14 protein-coding genes are annotated in these 16,715 nt (G+C 69.2%); 9 read left to right on the forward strand and 5 right to left on the reverse strand.

Annotated elements, in window-relative coordinates:
- The first annotated feature begins 2 nt into the window (after positions 1-2).
- Positions 3-680, forward strand: coding sequence for a molybdate ABC transporter permease subunit (gene modB / locus QMX82_RS15350; RefSeq protein WP_282285080.1), 678 nt, complete (start codon positions 3-5; stop codon positions 678-680).
- On the forward strand, positions 677-1,753 hold the full coding sequence (gene modC / locus QMX82_RS15355; protein ID WP_133862155.1) for a molybdenum ABC transporter ATP-binding protein: 1,077 nt from the start codon (positions 677-679) through the stop codon (positions 1,751-1,753). The genes modB and modC overlap by 4 nt, the downstream gene beginning before the upstream one ends.
- On the opposite strand, the gene QMX82_RS15360 is transcribed toward modC, so the two are convergent.
- Entirely contained in the window at positions 1,745-2,671 is a 927-nt protein-coding gene (locus tag QMX82_RS15360) for a LysR family transcriptional regulator (RefSeq protein ID WP_282285084.1), read from the reverse strand. The genes modC and QMX82_RS15360 overlap by 9 nt on opposite strands.
- 138 nt (positions 2,672-2,809) lie before the next feature.
- Between QMX82_RS15360 and QMX82_RS15365 the strand changes: the two genes are divergently transcribed.
- Positions 2,810-3,727: a DMT family transporter gene (locus QMX82_RS15365; protein WP_282285086.1), complete on the forward strand. Its 918-nt coding sequence runs from the start codon at positions 2,810-2,812 to the stop codon at positions 3,725-3,727.
- On the opposite strand, the gene QMX82_RS15370 is transcribed toward QMX82_RS15365, so the two are convergent.
- Complete coding sequence (locus tag QMX82_RS15370; RefSeq protein ID WP_208694078.1) at positions 3,693-4,625, reverse strand: acetamidase/formamidase family protein; 933 nt, start codon at positions 4,623-4,625, stop codon at positions 3,693-3,695. The genes QMX82_RS15365 and QMX82_RS15370 overlap by 35 nt on opposite strands.
- A gap of 26 nt (positions 4,626-4,651) precedes the next feature.
- Positions 4,652-6,034 carry an APC family permease gene (locus tag QMX82_RS15375; protein ID WP_280310843.1) on the reverse strand — a complete coding sequence of 461 codons (1,383 nt, stop codon included), beginning with the start codon at positions 6,032-6,034 and terminating at the stop codon, positions 4,652-4,654.
- A gap of 152 nt (positions 6,035-6,186) precedes the next feature.
- Between QMX82_RS15375 and QMX82_RS15380 the strand changes: the two genes are divergently transcribed.
- The 6 genes from QMX82_RS15380 (at position 6,187) to QMX82_RS15405 (ending at position 12,352) form a co-directional block, all read left to right on the forward strand.
- Complete coding sequence (locus tag QMX82_RS15380) at positions 6,187-6,951, forward strand: LuxR family transcriptional regulator (RefSeq protein ID WP_133862146.1); 765 nt, start codon at positions 6,187-6,189, stop codon at positions 6,949-6,951.
- Positions 6,952-7,214: 263 nt separating this feature from the next.
- A complete protein-coding gene (locus QMX82_RS15385) occupies positions 7,215-7,685 on the forward strand; it encodes a nuclear transport factor 2 family protein (RefSeq protein WP_133862145.1) in 471 nt (156 codons plus the stop codon).
- Positions 7,686-7,757: 72 nt separating this feature from the next.
- Complete coding sequence (locus tag QMX82_RS15390; RefSeq protein ID WP_133862144.1) at positions 7,758-8,663, forward strand: LysR family transcriptional regulator; 906 nt, start codon at positions 7,758-7,760, stop codon at positions 8,661-8,663.
- A 109-nt stretch (positions 8,664-8,772) separates the two neighbouring features.
- Positions 8,773-9,963, forward strand: a complete 1,191-nt coding sequence (locus QMX82_RS15395) for a CaiB/BaiF CoA transferase family protein (RefSeq protein ID WP_133862143.1) — start codon at positions 8,773-8,775, stop codon at positions 9,961-9,963.
- Complete coding sequence (locus QMX82_RS15400; protein WP_282285101.1) at positions 9,960-10,886, forward strand: hydroxymethylglutaryl-CoA lyase; 927 nt, start codon at positions 9,960-9,962, stop codon at positions 10,884-10,886. The genes QMX82_RS15395 and QMX82_RS15400 overlap by 4 nt, the downstream gene beginning before the upstream one ends.
- A gap of 77 nt (positions 10,887-10,963) precedes the next feature.
- On the forward strand, positions 10,964-12,352 hold the full coding sequence (locus QMX82_RS15405; protein WP_133862141.1) for an MFS transporter: 1,389 nt from the start codon (positions 10,964-10,966) through the stop codon (positions 12,350-12,352).
- 2 nt (positions 12,353-12,354) lie between these two features.
- On the opposite strand, the gene QMX82_RS15410 is transcribed toward QMX82_RS15405, so the two are convergent.
- Positions 12,355-15,453 carry a multidrug efflux RND transporter permease subunit gene (locus QMX82_RS15410; RefSeq protein ID WP_282285103.1) on the reverse strand — a complete coding sequence of 1,033 codons (3,099 nt, stop codon included), beginning with the start codon at positions 15,451-15,453 and terminating at the stop codon, positions 12,355-12,357.
- Positions 15,453-16,604, reverse strand: coding sequence for an efflux RND transporter periplasmic adaptor subunit (locus QMX82_RS15415; protein ID WP_282285105.1), 1,152 nt, complete (start codon positions 16,602-16,604; stop codon positions 15,453-15,455). The genes QMX82_RS15410 and QMX82_RS15415 overlap by 1 nt, the downstream gene beginning before the upstream one ends.
- Positions 16,605-16,715: the final 111 nt, after the last annotated feature.

The following is a 16,715-nucleotide window of genomic DNA, read 5'->3' on the forward strand; positions in this document are numbered from 1 at the left end:
CCATGAGCCTGAGCGCGGCGGACTGGGCGGCGATCCGCCTGACCCTGGAACTGGCCAACATGACCACGCTGCTGCTGCTGGTGCTGGGTACGCCCCTCGCCTGGTGGCTGGCGCGCACCCGCTCCCGGCTCAAGGGGCCGGTCGGCGCCCTGGTGGCCCTGCCGCTGGTGCTACCGCCCACGGTGATCGGCTTCTACCTGCTGCTGGCCATGGGGCCGGAGGGTTGGGTGGGACAGGCGACCTCGGCCCTGGGGCTGGGGCGGTTGCCCTTCACCTTCGCCGGGCTGGTGGTGGGGTCGCTGTGCTATTCGCTGCCCTTCGTGGTGCAGCCGCTGCAGAACGCCTTCGAGGCCATCGGTCCGCGCCCTCTGGAGGCTGCGGCCACCCTGAGGGCCAGTCCCCTGGATACCTTCTTCCACGTGGTGCTGCCGCTGGCGCGGCCGGGCTTCGTCACCGCCGCCATCCTCGGCTTTGCCCATACCGTGGGCGAATTCGGCGTGGTGCTGATGATCGGCGGCAACATCCCCGGGCGGACCCAGGTGGTCTCCACCCAGCTCTTCAATCACGTGGAAGCCATGGAGTATCCCCAGGCGCATCTCCTGGCCGGCGGCATGCTGGCCTTTTCCTTCGTGATCCTCCTGCTGCTCTATGGCCGCCGCGGGCGGTCGGCCTGGACATGAGTCTGACGGCGAGATTCGAACTCTCACACCCGAGCTTTACGCTGGACGTGGACCTGATGCTGCCCGGCAGCGGCGTCACCGCCCTGTTCGGGCCCTCGGGCTCGGGCAAGACCAGCTGCCTGAGGTGCGTGGCCGGACTCGAACCCGCCGCCCGCGGGCGTCTGGTGGTGGCCGGGGAGACCTGGCAGGACAGCGACCGCGGCCTGTTCCTGCCGCCGCACCGGCGCGCCCTGGGCTATGTCTTCCAGGATGCCAATCTGTTCGAGCACCTGGACGTGCGTCGCAACCTGCTGTTCGGCTGGCAGCGGGTGGCACCGGGCGACCGGCGGCTGGCGCTGGAACAGGTCGTCGAGCTGCTGGGCATCGAAGGACTGCTTTCGCGGATGCCGGCGCGGCTGTCCGGCGGCGAGCGCCAGCGGGTCGGCATCGCCCGGGCGCTGCTCACCAGTCCGCGGCTGCTGCTGATGGACGAACCCCTGGCGGCGCTGGACGCCGAGCGCAAGGCAGAGATCCTGCCCTACCTGGAACGCCTGACCCGGGAGCTGGCGCTGCCGATCCTCTATGTCAGCCACGCCCCCGACGAGGTGGCGCGACTGGCCGATCACCTGGTGCTGCTGGAACAGGGGCGGGTGCTGGCCAGCGGGCCGACCCCCGAGGTACTGGCGCGCCTCGACCTGCCCATCGCCCTGGCCGATGACGCCGGGGTGGTGCTGGAAGGGCGGGTGCTCGGCCATGATCCGGACTACGGCCTGCTCAGCCTGGGCCTGGCCGGCGAGCAGCGCGTGCTGCTGGCCCATGCCCCGCTGCCGCCCGGGCAGGCGCTGCGCATCAAGGTGCTGGCGCGGGATGTCAGCCTGAGCCTGGAACGTCAGCACAGCAGCATCCTCAATGTGCTGCCGGCCACCGTCGCCGAGATCGCCCCGACCCGCTCGCCGGCCCAGGTGCTGGTGCGCCTGGACCTGGGCGGCGCGGCGCTGCTGGCGCGGATCACCCGCTATTCGCTGGAGCGGCTGGCGTTGCAGCCGGGGAGTCGGGTGTGGGCGCAGCTCAAGTCGGTGGCGGTGCTAGCCTGAACCTGGGGCTGACCTGAGCCGCTCCAGCAGGAAATCCACCAGCACCCTGACCGCCGTCGGCAACTGGCGATCCGGCGGATAGAGCAGCCAGGCGGTGCCCTGGTAGGGGCCGAGGTATTGCCAGTCGGGCAGCACCCGCCGCAGGCTGCCGGCGGCCAGGCCGGCTTCGGCGGCGAAGGCCGGCAGGCAGGCGATGCCCAGGTCGGCGAGGGTGGCCTCCAGGCGCACGCCGCTGTGATTGCAGGCCAGGCGGCCGCGCACCGTCACGCTTTCCACCCGGTCGCCGTGGCGCAGTTGCCAGCGCTGGTCGCCCGGGGTTTCGCCGAGGTAGAGGCAATCGTGCTCGGCCAGCGCCTGGGGCTGCTGCGGCGTGCCGCGGCGCTGCAGATAGGCCGGGCTGGCGCAGAGCACGAAGTCCATCTCGCGCAGTGGCCGGGCGACGAAGCCGGCGGGTGGCTGCTCGGTGATGCGCACCAGCAGATCCTGGTCGTCGGCGATGGGATCCAGCGGGCGATCGTCCAGGCGCAGTTGCAGATCCACTTGCGGATAGCGCTGGAAGAATTCCGGCAGCAAAGGGGCGATCAGCCGGTAGCCGACCGCCTTGGGCACCGCCAGTCGCACCTGCCCGCGCGGTTCCTCGCTGTGCTGTAGACCACTGTCCAGCGCCGCACCGGCGGCAGCTAGCAGCTGACGGCAGTGGCCGAGTACCTCGCGGCCGGCTTCGCTCAGGCGCAATTGGCGGGTGGTGCGCTGCAGCAGACGCACCCCCAGCTCTCGTTCCAGCCGCGCGACCTGACGACTGACCGCCGAGGGTGTGGCGTCCAGCAGCCGGGCGGCCGCGGTGAAGCTGCCGGTCTCCACCACCTTGGCGAAGGCGACCATGCAGGGCAGCAGGGGGAGGGCGCGCAGGAGATCCATGCCAGAGTCCGCCAGAAGCAATAGGGCTGTAAAGGCTGCCATTGCTTCCCCGGGGGAACAAGAGCTATGCACGCTGGCGGGCTTATCGTGCTGGTCAGGGGCGGGCACACTGGCGGCCTGATTCAGGGAGAAGCTGTCATGTCGCAACGCCCCACCTTCGGCCTCGCCGAAGGCCTGCTGCTCGCTACCGCCCTGGTCTGGGGGACCAGCTACGCCGTGGTCAAGGACGCTGTGATGCTCTATCCGGTGCTCGGCTACCTGGCGCTGCGCTTCTGTCTCACCGCGGCGCTGCTGCTGCCCACCCTGAGGGGCGAGGGTCGGCGGGCCTGGCGACCGGGAATACCCACCGGGCTGCTGCTATTGGCGATCTTTCTCGCCGAGACCTATGGCGTGGCCCTGACCAGCGCCAGCAACGCCGCCTTTCTCATCAGTCTCTGCGTGGCCCTGACCCCCTTCGCCGAATGGTGGCTGCTCGGCCAGCGCCCCGAGGCCCGCGCCCTGGGCGCCGCGGGGCTGGCGGTGGCGGGCGCTGGGCTGCTGACCCGTGGCGTGACCCTGAGCTTCAACCTGGGTGACGGCCTGATCCTGCTGGCGGCGGTATTGCGCGCGGTCAATGTCTGCGTGGTGCGGCGGCGTCTGCAGCAGGCCAGTGCCCCGGTGCCGGCCCTGGCGCTGACCGCGGTGCAGACCGGGGTGGTGGGCCTGGCCTGTCTGCTGCTGTTCGCCCTGGGCCCGGGCCTGGCGCCGCTGCCCTTGCAAGCGGGCTTCTGGCTCGCCACGGGCTACCTGGTGCTGTTCTGCACCCTGGGCGCCTTTCTCGCCCAGAACTTTGCCCTGGGCCGCACCAGCGCCACCCGCGTCGCCCTGCTGATGGGCGCCGAGCCGTTGTTCGGCGCGCTGTTCGCCAGCTTCTGGCTGGACGAACGCCTGGGCCTCTGGGGCTGGCTGGGCGGCCTGCTGATCGTCATCGCTTCGCTATGGGGGACGTTGCCGCGGCGGACGCCAGACCGTCCGGCCCCGGCTATTCGAACACGATCCGCGGAAAATAGAAGCTGACCACCCAGTTGGGCACGTCGACGATTTCGCTGATGCGCAGATCGCCGCAGACCGAGCAGAGCAGATAGGCCTGCTCCGCCGGCAGGTTGCGGGTCTGTCCGAGCCAGTCGATGGCGCCGCTGACGGCCATCCGCGCCGCGGCCAGCAGGTCGGGTCCGACCCCGGTGAAGACCTCGTAACCGGCGCCGTCGAGGTGTCGGGTGACCGGCCCCGGGGTGCTGAAGCGGGGCATGGCCAGCGGTTGCTGCTTGATCAGCTCGAAGGTGGCGGTGACCGCCATGGCGGTCTCGATGGCGGTGCCGCAGACCTCGCCATCGCCCTGGGCGGCATGGGTATCGCCGATGGAAAACAGCGCTCCGGCGACCTCCACCGGCAGGTAGAGGCTGGTGCCGGCGGCCAGGTCGCGGATATCCAGATTGCCACCCACCCGCCGTGGTGGCACCACCGAGTGCAGACCTGGCGCCGCGGGAGCCACCCCCAGGGTGCCGGCGAAGGGCTTGAGCGGGACCCGCGCCAACTCGCCGAAGGCGGCCGGCTTCTGACCGCTGAGGTCGTAATGCCAGAGCTGCAGCACCGGGTCCGGAAACTGGTCGGCGAGCAGGCCGAAGCCGGGAATGTTGGCGGTCCAGCCAAAGCCGCTGGGGGTGAAACTGTCCAGCGTCACCTTGAGCACGTCGCCCGGCTCGGCGCCCTCGATCCACAGCGGACCGCAGACCGGATTGACCCGCTCGAAGGGCAGGGTGGCGATGTCGGTGGCGCTGGACTGTGCGTGGAAGTGGCCGTCCGCCGCATCGCGGCAGGCAAAGCTGACCGTCTCGCCCGGCGCGACCTCCAGCGCCGGGGGGAGGCTGTGGTCCCAGCCGCAATGGCAGTGCTGGCTGTGCAGGGTCTTGATCATCGGGAGCCTCCGCGGCGGGTCTGTGCCTAATGGACGGCGTCGTTGGCCTTGAATTCCGTGGTCCGGCCGCTGAGCCTGAGGAAGGCCAGCACGGCCAGGCCCAGCACCATCCAGCAGCTGCCGCCGACCTTGGCGTAGACGTCGGCGTTGAACAGCACGTAGGCGAGGATGATGAAACCGACCAGCGGGACCAGCGCATGCAGCAGCGGGCGACCGGCGCCGCGGTGATGCCAGGCCACTGCCACATGCAGGAGCAGGAAGGCGGTCAGCGCACCGAAGTTGCACATGGAGGCGAGCAGGTTGATCTGTCCGACAAAGAACAGCCCCAGCATTAGACTCAGGGCCGCCACCAGCAGGATGGCACGCTGCGGCACCCGGGTGGTGGGATGGATCTGCCGCAGGAACTGCGGCATCTGGCGATCACGGGCCATGGCGAACAGCAGGCGCGAGGTGGCGGCCTGGGCCACCAGAGCGTTGGCGATGGCGGCGCCGATGGCCACCGCCAGGGCGATCACCACCTGCAGCCAGGGGCCGGCGATCAGCCGACCGATCTCGTAGAAGGCGTTGTTCGAGGCATCGGCGTCGGGGTACTGGATCAGGTTGGGTTGCAGCAGGGCGGCCAGCCAGGTCTGCACCATGAACAGCGCGGCCACCAGGGTCAGGGCCAGCAGCGTGGCGCGACCCACCACCCGGCTGCCGCCGCGGGTTTCTTCGGAGAGGGTGGAGATGGCGTCGAAGCCGAGAAAGGACAGCACCGCCACCGACAGCGCGCTGAAGATCAGTGGCAGGGAGAATTCCTGGGGGTTGTACAGCGGCTTCAGGCTCCACTCGGCGCCATTCACGCCGCGGCTGATGGCCAGGGACGCCAGCACCACGAACACCAGCAGCACCGCCAGCTGGCCGTAGAGGAACAGCCGGTTGGCGCGGGCGGTGGTCTCGATGCCGCGCAGGTTGACCAGGGTGTTGAGGCCGACGAAGAAAACGATCCACAGCGGCTGGGGAATGACCGGGATGACGTTGGCCATGGCGTTGGCGCCGATCACATAGAGCAGGGTGGGCACCAGCAGGTAGTCGAGCAGGATGGCCCAGCCGGCGAGAAAGCCCAGGGCTGGGTGCAGGCCGCGACCGACGTAGGCGTAGACCGAACCGGCCACTGGAAAGGCGCGCGACATCTGCTGGTAGCTGACCGCAGTGAACAGCATAGCGACGAAGCCGATCAGGTAGGTGAGGGGCACCATGCCGTGGCTGGCGTCGAACACCCCGCCAAAGATGGAGAAGGGCGCGATGGGCACCATGAATACCAGGCCGTAGATGAGCAGGTCCTTCAGCCCGAGCTGGCGCTTGAGTTCCTGGGTGTAGCCGAAGCGAGCGAGGTCGGCGGCGTCGCCGGACGGAGCGTGCTGAGTCATGGGGCTTCCTCGAAGGGGCGGGGTAGGCTCGACTCTAGGCCAGGGTGGGGCCTGGCCCCATCCACAAAAGTGCTAGGTTTGCAGCAGGCCGGGGGCGACTGGCAGAGCCTTTGCTTCGCTTTCCCCGTCGCCATCAGGGCAGGAGCTCCAAGATGCATGCCGATCTGCTCACCGTCAGCAGCCGCCTCGCCGGGCTGCCCACGCTCGACGCCTGTCTGGATGCCGTCCAGGCCAGTGCCGACCATCTGGGCTGCAAGGCGCTGATCTACGACTACGCCCCGGTGCCCCTCAGTCACGACGGGGTACTCATCACCCCCTCGGTGTTCAAGGTACGCAACGCCCCGGCGGACATGCAGGCCTTCTGGTGCGAGCGCGGCTACTACCAGATCGACCCGGTGCAGCAATGCGCCAGTCGGCGTGCGGCGCCCTTCGTCTGGTCGTTTCGCAGCGAAACCCGCAGCGCCCTGCGCGAGTACCTGGGTGACAGTCATCGCCCGGTCACCTGCTATGTGCGGGACAGCGGCCTGGCCACCGGGGTGACCGTGCCGCTGCACCTGCCGGGGGGCGCCTTTGCCACCCTGACCGGCATCCTCGATGCCGATGCCGCGGACGCCGAGGCCGCCGGCGAAGCCTGCCTGGGCGCCTTCCTGGTGCTGGCCCATGCCTTCCAGGCCCGGGCCGACGAATTGCTCGCCCCGGCCGAGCGCCGCTGCGGCCAGGTCCGCCTGACGCCGCGCGAGCGTGAGTGCCTGCAGTACTCGGCCAAGGGCCTGACCGCCAAGCGCATCGCCGCCACCCTCAACCGCTCCACCGCCACGGTCAACCTGCACCTCAACTCCGCCGCCCGCAAACTGGGCGCACGCAACAGGGTCGAGGCGGTGGTGCGGGGATTGCACTATCGCCTGGTCGAGGTCTGAGAGCCTGATCAACGTCTCGCGAGCGAGAGCCAAGCAAGGAGCAAAGGGCTGAGGAAGCGGATCGGACCCGCGCTCGGGTTCACGAGGGGTAGCTGAGCATTCCGACCGGGCTGGCGACCCAGGTCATTTTCAACGCCGTCTGGCCGACGCGCAGCAGCCGTTGAACAGGCGCTGAGCGACTTGGCCGGATCCGTGGGCCGTTCGACCTTGTGACACCGCCGCGGCGGCCCGACACTGGGGCCTCATCTGCCCAGGAGTGTCCCATGAGCGCTGCCCGTCCTCCCGTCCCGCCGTTCACCCTCGAATCCGCCCAGCAGAAGGTCCGCGCCGCCGAAGATGGCTGGAACAGCCGCGATCCGGCCAAGGTGGCCCTGGCCTATACCGTCGACAGCCGCTGGCGCAATCGCGCCGACTTCCTCCAGGGCCGCGTCGCCATCGAGGCCTTTCTCACCCGCAAGTGGCAGCGCGAGCACGAGTACCGGCTGATCAAGGAACTCTGGGCGCATGACGGCGCGCGCATCGCCGTGCGCTTCGCCTACGAATGGCGGGACGAAGACGGCCAGTGGTACCGCGCCTACGGCAACGAGAACTGGCACTTCGACGACCAGGGCCTGATGGCCGAGAGACACGCCAGCATCAACGACCTGCCGATCACCGCGGCCGAGCGGCTGTTTCACTGGCCCCAGGGGCGGCGGCCGGATGACCATCCCGGCTTGAGCGACCTGGGTCTCTGACCGGAGGCGGGCGGCTAGCCCGGGCGTGCCTGGTCCTGTACAAGGACCTCTGGCCGCCAGGACCGCAAGACGATGCACTACCGCAACCTGCTCCGCCGCCTCGACCTGGTCTCGCTGCAGCTGCTGCTGGCGGTGCACGAGGAGGGCACCCTGACCCGCGCCGCCGAGCGCGAGATGATCGCCCTGTCCGCCGCCAGCAAGCGCCTGCATGATCTGGAGCGGTCGCTCGACATCGAACTCTTCGAGCGCAACGCCAAGGGCACCACCCTCACCCCGGTCGGCGAGACGCTGCTGCATTACGCCAAGCGCATCCTCGCCGACGTCGAGCGCATCAGCATCGACGTCGGCGAACATCTGCAGGGCGTGCGCGGCTATGTGCGGATGATGGCCAACATCTCCGCCATCATCGAATTCCTCCCCGAGGACCTGCAGGCCTTCACCGTCGGCCATCCCCAGGTCAAGATCAGTCTGGACGAGCGACCCAGCGCCGGGGTGGTGAAGGGTGTGCTGGAAGGCGCCGCCGACCTGGGCATCTGCTCCTCGGACACCGACACCCGCGGCCTGCTGGCCGTGCCCTACCGGCAGGACACCCTGGTGGTGGTGATGCGTCCCGATCATCGCCTGGCCGCCCGCGCGCGGCTGGCCTTCGCCGAGACCCTGGACGATGACCACGTCGGCCTGCACGCCGACAGCTTCATCAACCTGCGCACCAAGGCGGCCGCCCGCAGTCACGGCAAGGCCTTGCGCCTGCGCATCCATGTACCCGGCTTCGATGCCGTGTGCCGCATGGTGCAGGCGGGTTTCGGGCTGGGCGTGCTGCCGCTGCAGGCCTTCGAACTCATCGGGCGACCGCTCGGACTGATCGCCGCGGCGCTGGATGACGACTGGTCCCAGCGCAGCCTGGCGCTGGTGGTCCGCGACGTCGAGACGCTGTCGCCGGTCAGCCGGCTGCTCTACGACCACCTGCTGGAGGTCTGAATCCGGGTCTTCGCGATTCGCGAAGACCCCTTGCCGAAAGACGTTAACCACCGGCTGCTCTATTGTCCTAGCATCGGCCTCATTCCAATAACAAAGAGGCTCGCCCGCCATGACGGCTCTCACCGGACTCCGTGTCATCGAGATCGGCACGCTCATCGCCGCTCCCTTCGCCGCCCGCCTGCTGGCCGAATTCGGCGCCGAAGTGATCAAGATCGAAGCCCTGGACAAGGGCGATCCCCTGCGCAAGTGGCGCAAGCTGCACGAGGGCACCTCGCTCTGGTGGTACCTGCAGTCGCGCAACAAGAAGTCCCTCGCCCTGAATCTGCGTTCCGCCGAAGGCGTGGCCCTGGTCAAGCAGCTGGTCGAGGGCGCCGACGTGCTCATCGAGAATCTGCGCCCGGGCGCCCTGGAAAAGCTCGGCCTGGGCTGGGACGTGCTGCACGCCCTCAATCCCAAGCTCACCCTGGTGCGCATCTCCGGCTACGGCCAGACCGGCCCCTATCGTGATCGCCCCGGCTTCGGTGCCATCGGCGAGGCCATGGGCGGCATCCGCTACACCACCGGTACTCCGGGCGTGCCGCCGGCGCGGGTCGGGGTCAGCCTGGGCGATTCCCTGGCTTCCATGCACGCGGTGATCGGCGCCCTGATGTCGGTGCTGCGGGTCAAGACCGGCCAGGGCGACGGCCAGGTGGTCGACGTCTCCCTGGTCGAGAGCGTCTTCAACGTCATGGAAAGCCTGGTGCCCGAATACTCCATGCTCGGCCATGTGCGCGAGCGTACCGGTGGCGCCTTGCCCGGTATCGCGCCGTCCAACACCTATCCCACCGGCGACGGCGGTTTCGTGGTAATCGCCGGCAACAGCGATCCCATCTATGTGCGGCTGATGCAGGCCATCGGCCGACCCGATCTGGCCGAGCGCCCGGATCTGGCGCAGAACGACGGGCGCGCCCGCCACTGCGAGCTGATCGACGAGGCCATCGCCGCCTGGACCGGCAGTCGCGGCATCGACGAGGTGCTGGAGATCCTCGAAGGTGCCGAGGTTCCGGCCGGACGCATCTATTCCGCCGCCGACATCGTCGCCGATCCCCATTACCAGGCGCGGGAGATGCTGCTGGACACCACCCTGCCCGACGGCGCCACCCTGAAGATGCCGGGCATCGTACCCAAGCTGTCGGCCACCCCGGGCCAGGTCAACTGGCAGGGTCCGACCCTCGGTGAGCACACCGATGGCCTGCTGACCGAACTGGGGCTGAGCGAAGCGGATATCCAGCGACTCAGAAAGGGCGGGGTGGTGCAATGAGTAGCGAACGCCTGATCGTCCAGGAAGTCGCGCCCCGTGACGGCTTGCAGATCGAGCCGAGCTGGGTGGAAACCGCCGACAAGATCGCCCTGATCGACGAGCTCTCCGCGCTGGGTTTCTCGCGGATCGAGGCCGGTTCCTTCGTCTCGCCCAAGGCGGTGCCCATGCTGCGTGACGGCGAGGCGGTGTTCCAGGGCATCGCCCGCCGGCCCGGCGTGACCTATGTCGCCCTGGTGCCCAATCTCAAGGGCGCCCAGCGCGCCCTGGCGGCAGGCGCCGACGAGCTGAACCTGGTGCTCTCCGCCAGCCAGACCCACAATCGCGCCAACATGCGCATGAGTTGCGAGCAGTCCCTCGCCAGCTTCGCCGAGGTGGTGCAGCTGGCCAAGGGGCAGGCGGTCTCGCTCAACGGCACCGTGGCGACCACCTTCGGTTGCCCCTTCGAAGGGCGCATCGACGAAGGCTGGGTGTTCGAGCTGGTGCAGCGCTATCTGGCGCTGGGCATGACCGGCATCACCCTCGCCGACACCACCGGCATGGCCAATCCGCGACAGGTCGCACGGATCGTCTGCCAGGTGCTGGAACTGATCCCGGCGTCCGCCCTGACCCTGCATTTCCACAACACCCGTGGCCTGGGTCTGAGCAACGTCCTGGCCGCCTACGAAGCCGGCGCCCGGCGCTTCGACGCCGCCCTCGGTGGCCTCGGTGGCTGCCCCTTCGCCCCGGGCGCCTCCGGCAACATCTGCACCGAGGACCTGGTGAATCTCTGCGCCGAGATCGGCGTGGACACCGGCATCGATCTGCAACGGCTGATCGAGTTGTCGCGCACCCTGCCGGCGCTGCTGGGGCACGACACCCCCGGCCAGGTGGCCAAGGCCGGGCGCAATTGCGATCTGCATCCACCGCCCGCGACCGCTGGCTGAGCCGCACCCGCTTTCATTCGTTCGCCCTGACTACAACAACAAAGGAGCGCCAGTCTGGCCGCTCCCGGGAGACCGCTATGCCCTTATCCGCAACCTCCGCCGCCGCCGTGGCGGCCGCCGAACAGGCCATCGTCCGCAAGGTCGCCTGGCGGCTCATGCCGCTGATCATGATCTGCTACCTGTTCGCCTTCTTCGATCGCATCAACATCAGCTTCGCCAAGTTCCAGCTGCAGGCCGACCTGTCGCTGAGCAACACCGCCTATGGCCTGGGCGCGGGACTCTTCGTGGTGGGCTATGTGCTGTTCGAGGTACCCAGCAACATGATGCTGTACAAGGTCGGCGCTCGGCGCTGGATCGCGCGCATCATGATCTCCTGGGGCATCGCCACGGCGCTGATGATGTTCGTCACCACCGAATGGCAGTTCTATGTGCTGCGCTTCCTCATCGGTGCCATGGAAGCCGGCTTCGCGCCGGGCATCCTCTACTACCTGACGCTGTGGTTTCCGCAGAGCTATCGCGGGCGCATCACCTCGACGCTGTTCCTCGCCTCGGCCTTCGCCGGGCTGATCGGCGCCCCCGTCTCCGGGGTGATCCTCGGCCAGATGGACGGCCTGCTCGGCATTCGCGGCTGGCACTGGCTGTTCCTGGCGGGTGGCATCCCCTGCGTGCTGCTGGGCGTGCTGGTGCTGCGCCTGCTGCATGACCGCATCGCCGATGCGCCCTGGCTCAACGCTGACGAGAAGACCTTCCTGGCCAGCCGCATCGCCAGCCATGAAAACAACAGCCATGGCTCGCTGCTGGCGGCGATCCGACTGCCGGGCTTCCTGCTGCTCGCGGTGATCTACTTCCTGATCCAGGTCGCCTCCTATGGCCTCAACTTCTGGGCGCCGCAGCTGATCCGCAGTGCCGGGACCGAGAGCCCCACCCTCATCGGCCTGCTGACCGCCGTGCCCTACGTCTTCGGCGCCATCAGCATGGTGGTGGTGGGTCGGCTGTCGGACGCCAGCGGCGAGCGGCGCAAGTTCGTCTGCGGTCTGGTGATCGCCGGCGCCCTGGGGTTCTTCAGCGCGGGACTCTTCGCCGACCACACCACCTTCCTGATCCTGTCCCTGGCCCTGATGGGCGCCGGCATCATCGCCGCCATCCCGACCTTCTGGTCGCTGCCGCCGAAACTGCTGGCCGGCGCGGGCGCAGGGGCCGCAGGGGGTATCGCCCTGATCAACACCCTGGGGCAGCTCGGTGGCATCGTCAGTCCGGTGATGGTGGGTTACATCAAGGACATGACCGGCAGCACCACTCCGGCGCTCTATCTCATCGGCTGCACCAGTCTGTTGGCCGCCGGCCTGATGTTCTGGGCACTGCCGCAGAGCCTGCGGACCTCGGACAAGATCGGCGCCCGCCCGCCGGAGCCCGCGCCGGTCGAGGATGCCGCGCTGCTGGGCGACAAGCGCTCCCTCAACTCCTGAGGCTAGAGTTCCGGCGCGCGCCAGCGCCGGACCAACCGCAGCACCAGCACGAAGAACACCGGCACGAAGACCAGCGCCAGGGTGGCGCTGAGCATGCCGCCGATCACCCCGGTGCCCACCGCCTGCTGGCTCGCCGAGCTGGCACCGGTGGCCAGGGCCAGGGGCACCACACCGAGAATGAAGGCCAGCGAGGTCATGACGATGGGTCGCAGGCGCAGCCGGGCGGCGCGACAGGTGGCCTGGTACAGGTCCAGGCCGCCATCGTGCAGGCGCTTGGCGAATTCGATGAGCAGGATGGCGTTCTTCGCCGTGAGACCGATCACCGTGATCAGGCCGACCTTGAAGAAGACGTCGTTAGGCATCCCCCTCAGGGTCACCGCCAGCACCCCGCCGAGCACGCCCAGGGGCACCACCAGCAATACCGCGGTGGGAATCGACCAGCTTTCATAGAGCGCCGCCAGACAGAGGAACACCACCAGTAGCGACAGCCCCAGCAGCAGCGGCGCCTGGCCGGCGGAGAGGCGTTCCTGCAGCGACAGCGCCGTCCACTCCAGGGCGAAGCCGCGCGGCAACGCGGTGGCCAGGCGTTCCAGTTCGGCCATGGCCTCGCCGGTGGTGTGACCGGGCAGCGGTTCGCCGGACAGGCTGATGGCGGGATAGCCGTTGTAGCGCGACAGCTGCGCCGGGCCCTGGGTCCAGTCGGCGCTGACGAACGCGGACAGCGGCACCATGCGCCCGCGCTCGTTGCGTACCTCCAGGCGCAGCAGGTCGTCCACCTGGCTGCGGCTGCCCAGCTCGGCCTGCACGATCACCTGCTGCATCCGGCCGCGATTGGGGAAGTCGTTGACATAGCTTGAGCCCAGGGCAGTGCCCAGGGTCTCGCCGAGGGCGGCGAAGCCCACCCCCAGGGCGGCGGCCTGGCGGCGATCCACCACCAGCTGCACCTGGGCGCTGTCGGCCAGGGCGGTCTCCCGCACGTAGGCGATGATCGGATTGCCCGCCAGCCGGGCCTGCAACTCATCGCGCGCCGCCTTGAGCGCCGCCTGGCCGCGATTGGATCTGTCCTGCAGGCGCACCTCGAAACCGCTGGAAGTGCCCAGGCCTTCCACCGGTGGCGGCAGCACGGCGAAACCCTGGGCTTCGCTCTCGCCGGCCAGGGCGGCGTTGGCGCGCTCGGCGATGGCCGCGGCGGAGTCGGTCGGGCCGCGGGCGGACCAGTCCTTGAGGGTGGTGAAGGCCAGGGCGGCGTTCTGGCCGCTGCCGGAAAAGCTGAAGCCGAGCAGCACGAGGTCGTTGGCCACCCCGGGTTCGGCGGCGTAATGGCGTTCCAGTCGCTCGAGCACCTTGAGGGTGCGCTCCTGGGTGGCGCCGGGCGGCAGCTGGATGTCGGTGATCAGATAGCCCTGGTCCTCGCTGGGCAGAAAGGCGCCGGGCAGGCGGCCATAGAGCGCCACCAGGGCCACCAGCAGGACGGCGAACAGCAGGAGATTGGGCAGCAGCCGGCGGATGGCGCGGGCCACCCAGCCTTCGAAGCCGGCGGTCAGGCGCTCGAAGCCCCGGTTGAAGGCGCCAAAGAAGCCGCCGCGGGCATGGGTACCCTGGGGAATCGGCTTGAGCAGGGTGGCGCACAGCGCCGGGGTCAGACTCAGGGCGAGAAAGGCGGAAAGGAGGATGGCCACCGCCATGGACGCCGAGAACTGCCGATAGATGACGCCCACCGAACCGCTCATGAAGGCCATGGGCACGAAGACCGCGGTGAGCACCAGGGTGATGCCGACGATGGCGCCGGAGATCTCGCCCATGGCCTTGCGGGTGGCGGCGCGTGGGTCGAGACCCTCGCTGGCCATCAGCCGCTCGACGTTCTCCACCACCACGATGGCGTCGTCCACCAGGATGCCGATGGCCAGCACCATGCCGAACAGGGTCAGCACATTGATCGAATAGCCCAGCGCCAGGAGCACGGCGCAGGTGCCCAGCAGGGCCACCGGCACCACCAGGGTCGGGATCAGGGTGTAGCGCAGATTCTGCAGGAACAGGTACATCACCGCGAACACCAGCGCCATGGCCTCCAGCAGGGTATGGATGACCTGGGTGATGGAGATCTCGACGAAGGGCGCCGTGTCGTAGGGGATGTCGTATCTCATGCCCGGCGGAAAGTACCGGGACAGCTCGGCCAGCTTGGCGCGCACCGCCTTGGCGGTGGCCAGGGCGTTGGCGGTGGGTGCCAACTGCACCCCGACCGCCACCGAAGGCTTGCCGTCCAGCCGCGTGCCGAAGTTGTAGCTCTGGCTGCCCACCTCGACCCGGGCCACGTCGCCCAGGGTCACGCTGGAGCCATCGGCCCCGGCGCGCAGCAGGATGCCGGCGAACTCCGCCGGGTCGCTCAACTGGCCCTTGATCAGCACCGGCGCGCTCAGCTCCTGGCCAGCGGGGGCGGGCAACTCGCCAAGGCTGCCGGCCGCCACCTGGACGTTCTGCTCGGCGATGGCGCGGGTCACGTCGGCCGGGGTCAGACCGACCGCCACCAGCCGACTGGGATCGAGCCAGACGCGCAGGGCGTGCTCGGCGCCGAACAGCTGGGCCTTGCCCACCCCGTCCAGGCGGCGCAGTTCGTTGACCACGTTGCGCGCCAGATAGTCGCTCAGGGCGGTGGTGTCGAGGCGCTCATCGGTGGCGGTAAGGGTGACGAACAGCAGGTAGCCGGCGGAAGTCTCCTCGATCTGGATGCCCTGCTGGGTGACCGCGCGCGGCAGGCGCGGCTCCACCACCTTGAGGCGATTCTGGATGTCCACCTTGGCCAGTTCCGGATCGGTGCCGGGCTGGAAGGTCACGGTCAGGGTGGCGCTGCCCTGGCTGCTGCTGGAGGAAAAGTAGAGCAGATGGTTGACGCCATTGAGCTCTTGCTCGACCAGGCTGACCACGCTCTCGTCCAGGGTCTGCGGCGAGGCGCCCGGATAGCTCAGGGTCAGCTCGATCTGCGGCGGTGCCACATTGGGATACTGGGCCACCGGCAACTGCGGAAGGGCCAGCAGGCCGGCGAGCAGGATGAACAGCGCCACCACCCAGGCGAACACCGGGCGGTCGATGAAGAAGCTGGCCATCAGCGCACCTCCGCCGCGGTGGTCTGGGCTTCTTCAGGCTCCACCACCAGGCCCGGCTGCGCCTGTTGCAGGCCGGAGAGCAACACCCGCTCACCGGCGGCGAGACCGGACTCCACCACCCAGCGCCCTTCGACCACCGGGCCCAGACGCACCTCGCGCAGGGCCACCCGGTTTTCGGCGTCCACCACCCAGACCTGGGCCTGGCCGCCGGCGCTGCGCTGCACCGCCCGTTGCGCCACGCTCAGGCCCTGGTCGAGGCGCGCCTGCTCCAGGCGCACCCGCACGAAGCTGCCCGGCAGGAGGTCGTGCCGCGGATTGGGAAACTGGCTGCGCAGGGTGATCTGCCCGGTGCTGGCGTCCACCGCCAGATCGGCGAACAGCAGGCGGCCGCTCTCGGGGTAGGGGCTGCCGTCCTCCTGCAACAGGGTCACCCGGGCCTGATCCGGCGCCACCTGCTGCAGACGACCATCCCGCAGCGCATCGCGCAGGGTCTTGAGCTGGCGGGTCGACTGGGTGACATCGGCATGGATGGGGTCCAGCTGCTGGATGATCGCCAGGGGCGTGGCATCGCCCTGGCCGACCAGGGCGCCTTCGGTGACCAGCGCCTTGCCGATGCGCCCGGCGATGGGCGCTTTGACCGTGGCATAGCCCAGATTCAGCCGCGCCCGCTTGAGCGCCGCCTGGACCGCTGCCACCTCGGCCTGCGCCTGCAGACTGGCACCGCGGGCATCGTCCTGCGCCTGGCGACTGATCGCCTGGCTCTCCACCAGCGCCGCATAGCGCTCGGCCAGCCGGCGGGCCTGGAAGGCGCTGGCCTCGGCCTTGCGCAGGGCGGCCGCGGCGCTGTCCACCTCGGCCTGCAGCGGCGCCGGATCGATACGGAACAGCACCTCGCCGGCCTTGACCTCGCTGCCCTCGCGAAACACCCGCTGCAGCACGATGCCGGCGACCCGTGCCCGTACCTCGGCGGTCCGTGGCGCCACCAGGCGGCCACTGAGTTCGCTGGCGATGGCCAGCGGCGTCGGTTGCAGTGTCTCCACCTGCACCCTGGGCGCGGACGGGGCGGCGGCGTCGGGGGCCGGACGGTCGCAGGCGGCGAGCAGCAGGCAGAGCAGCACGAGGCTGCCGAGGGCAGGGCGGGACAGGGACATCGGGGCTTCCTCCAGGAGAGCGCCATGGTAGGCGTCCCGCCTGGGCCGCCCTGTAAACGTCTGTAGGTCTCTTGTGAAAGAGTGTTAAGCCCGGCGCCCGCCCGCCCGGGG

Source organism: Pseudomonas sp. PS02302 (assembly GCF_029959585.1).
GTDB lineage: Bacteria > Pseudomonadota > Gammaproteobacteria > Pseudomonadales > Pseudomonadaceae > Chryseomonas > Chryseomonas aestiva.

Bases quoted from the DNA above. Each gene is read 5' to 3' on its own strand.
- QMX82_RS15380 (WP_133862146.1), top strand. From the start codon at position 6,187: ATGCATGCCGATCTGCTCACCGTCAGCAGCCGCCTCGCCGGGCTGCCC.
- QMX82_RS15370 (WP_208694078.1), bottom strand. From the start codon at position 4,625: ATGATCAAGACCCTGCACAGCCAGCACTGCCATTGCGGCTGGGACCAC.
- QMX82_RS15410 (WP_282285103.1), bottom strand. From the start codon at position 15,453: ATGGCCAGCTTCTTCATCGACCGCCCGGTGTTCGCCTGGGTGGTGGCG.
- QMX82_RS15390 (WP_133862144.1), top strand. From the start codon at position 7,758: ATGCACTACCGCAACCTGCTCCGCCGCCTCGACCTGGTCTCGCTGCAG.
- modB (WP_282285080.1), top strand. From the start codon at position 3: ATGAGCCTGAGCGCGGCGGACTGGGCGGCGATCCGCCTGACCCTGGAA.
- QMX82_RS15415 (WP_282285105.1), bottom strand. From the start codon at position 16,604: ATGTCCCTGTCCCGCCCTGCCCTCGGCAGCCTCGTGCTGCTCTGCCTG.
- QMX82_RS15365 (WP_282285086.1), top strand. From the start codon at position 2,810: ATGTCGCAACGCCCCACCTTCGGCCTCGCCGAAGGCCTGCTGCTCGCT.
- QMX82_RS15385 (WP_133862145.1), top strand. From the start codon at position 7,215: ATGAGCGCTGCCCGTCCTCCCGTCCCGCCGTTCACCCTCGAATCCGCC.
- modC (WP_133862155.1), top strand. From the start codon at position 677: ATGAGTCTGACGGCGAGATTCGAACTCTCACACCCGAGCTTTACGCTG.
- QMX82_RS15360 (WP_282285084.1), bottom strand. From the start codon at position 2,671: ATGGATCTCCTGCGCGCCCTCCCCCTGCTGCCCTGCATGGTCGCCTTC.
- QMX82_RS15375 (WP_280310843.1), bottom strand. From the start codon at position 6,034: ATGACTCAGCACGCTCCGTCCGGCGACGCCGCCGACCTCGCTCGCTTC.
- QMX82_RS15400 (WP_282285101.1), top strand. From the start codon at position 9,960: ATGAGTAGCGAACGCCTGATCGTCCAGGAAGTCGCGCCCCGTGACGGC.
- QMX82_RS15395 (WP_133862143.1), top strand. From the start codon at position 8,773: ATGACGGCTCTCACCGGACTCCGTGTCATCGAGATCGGCACGCTCATC.
- QMX82_RS15405 (WP_133862141.1), top strand. From the start codon at position 10,964: ATGCCCTTATCCGCAACCTCCGCCGCCGCCGTGGCGGCCGCCGAACAG.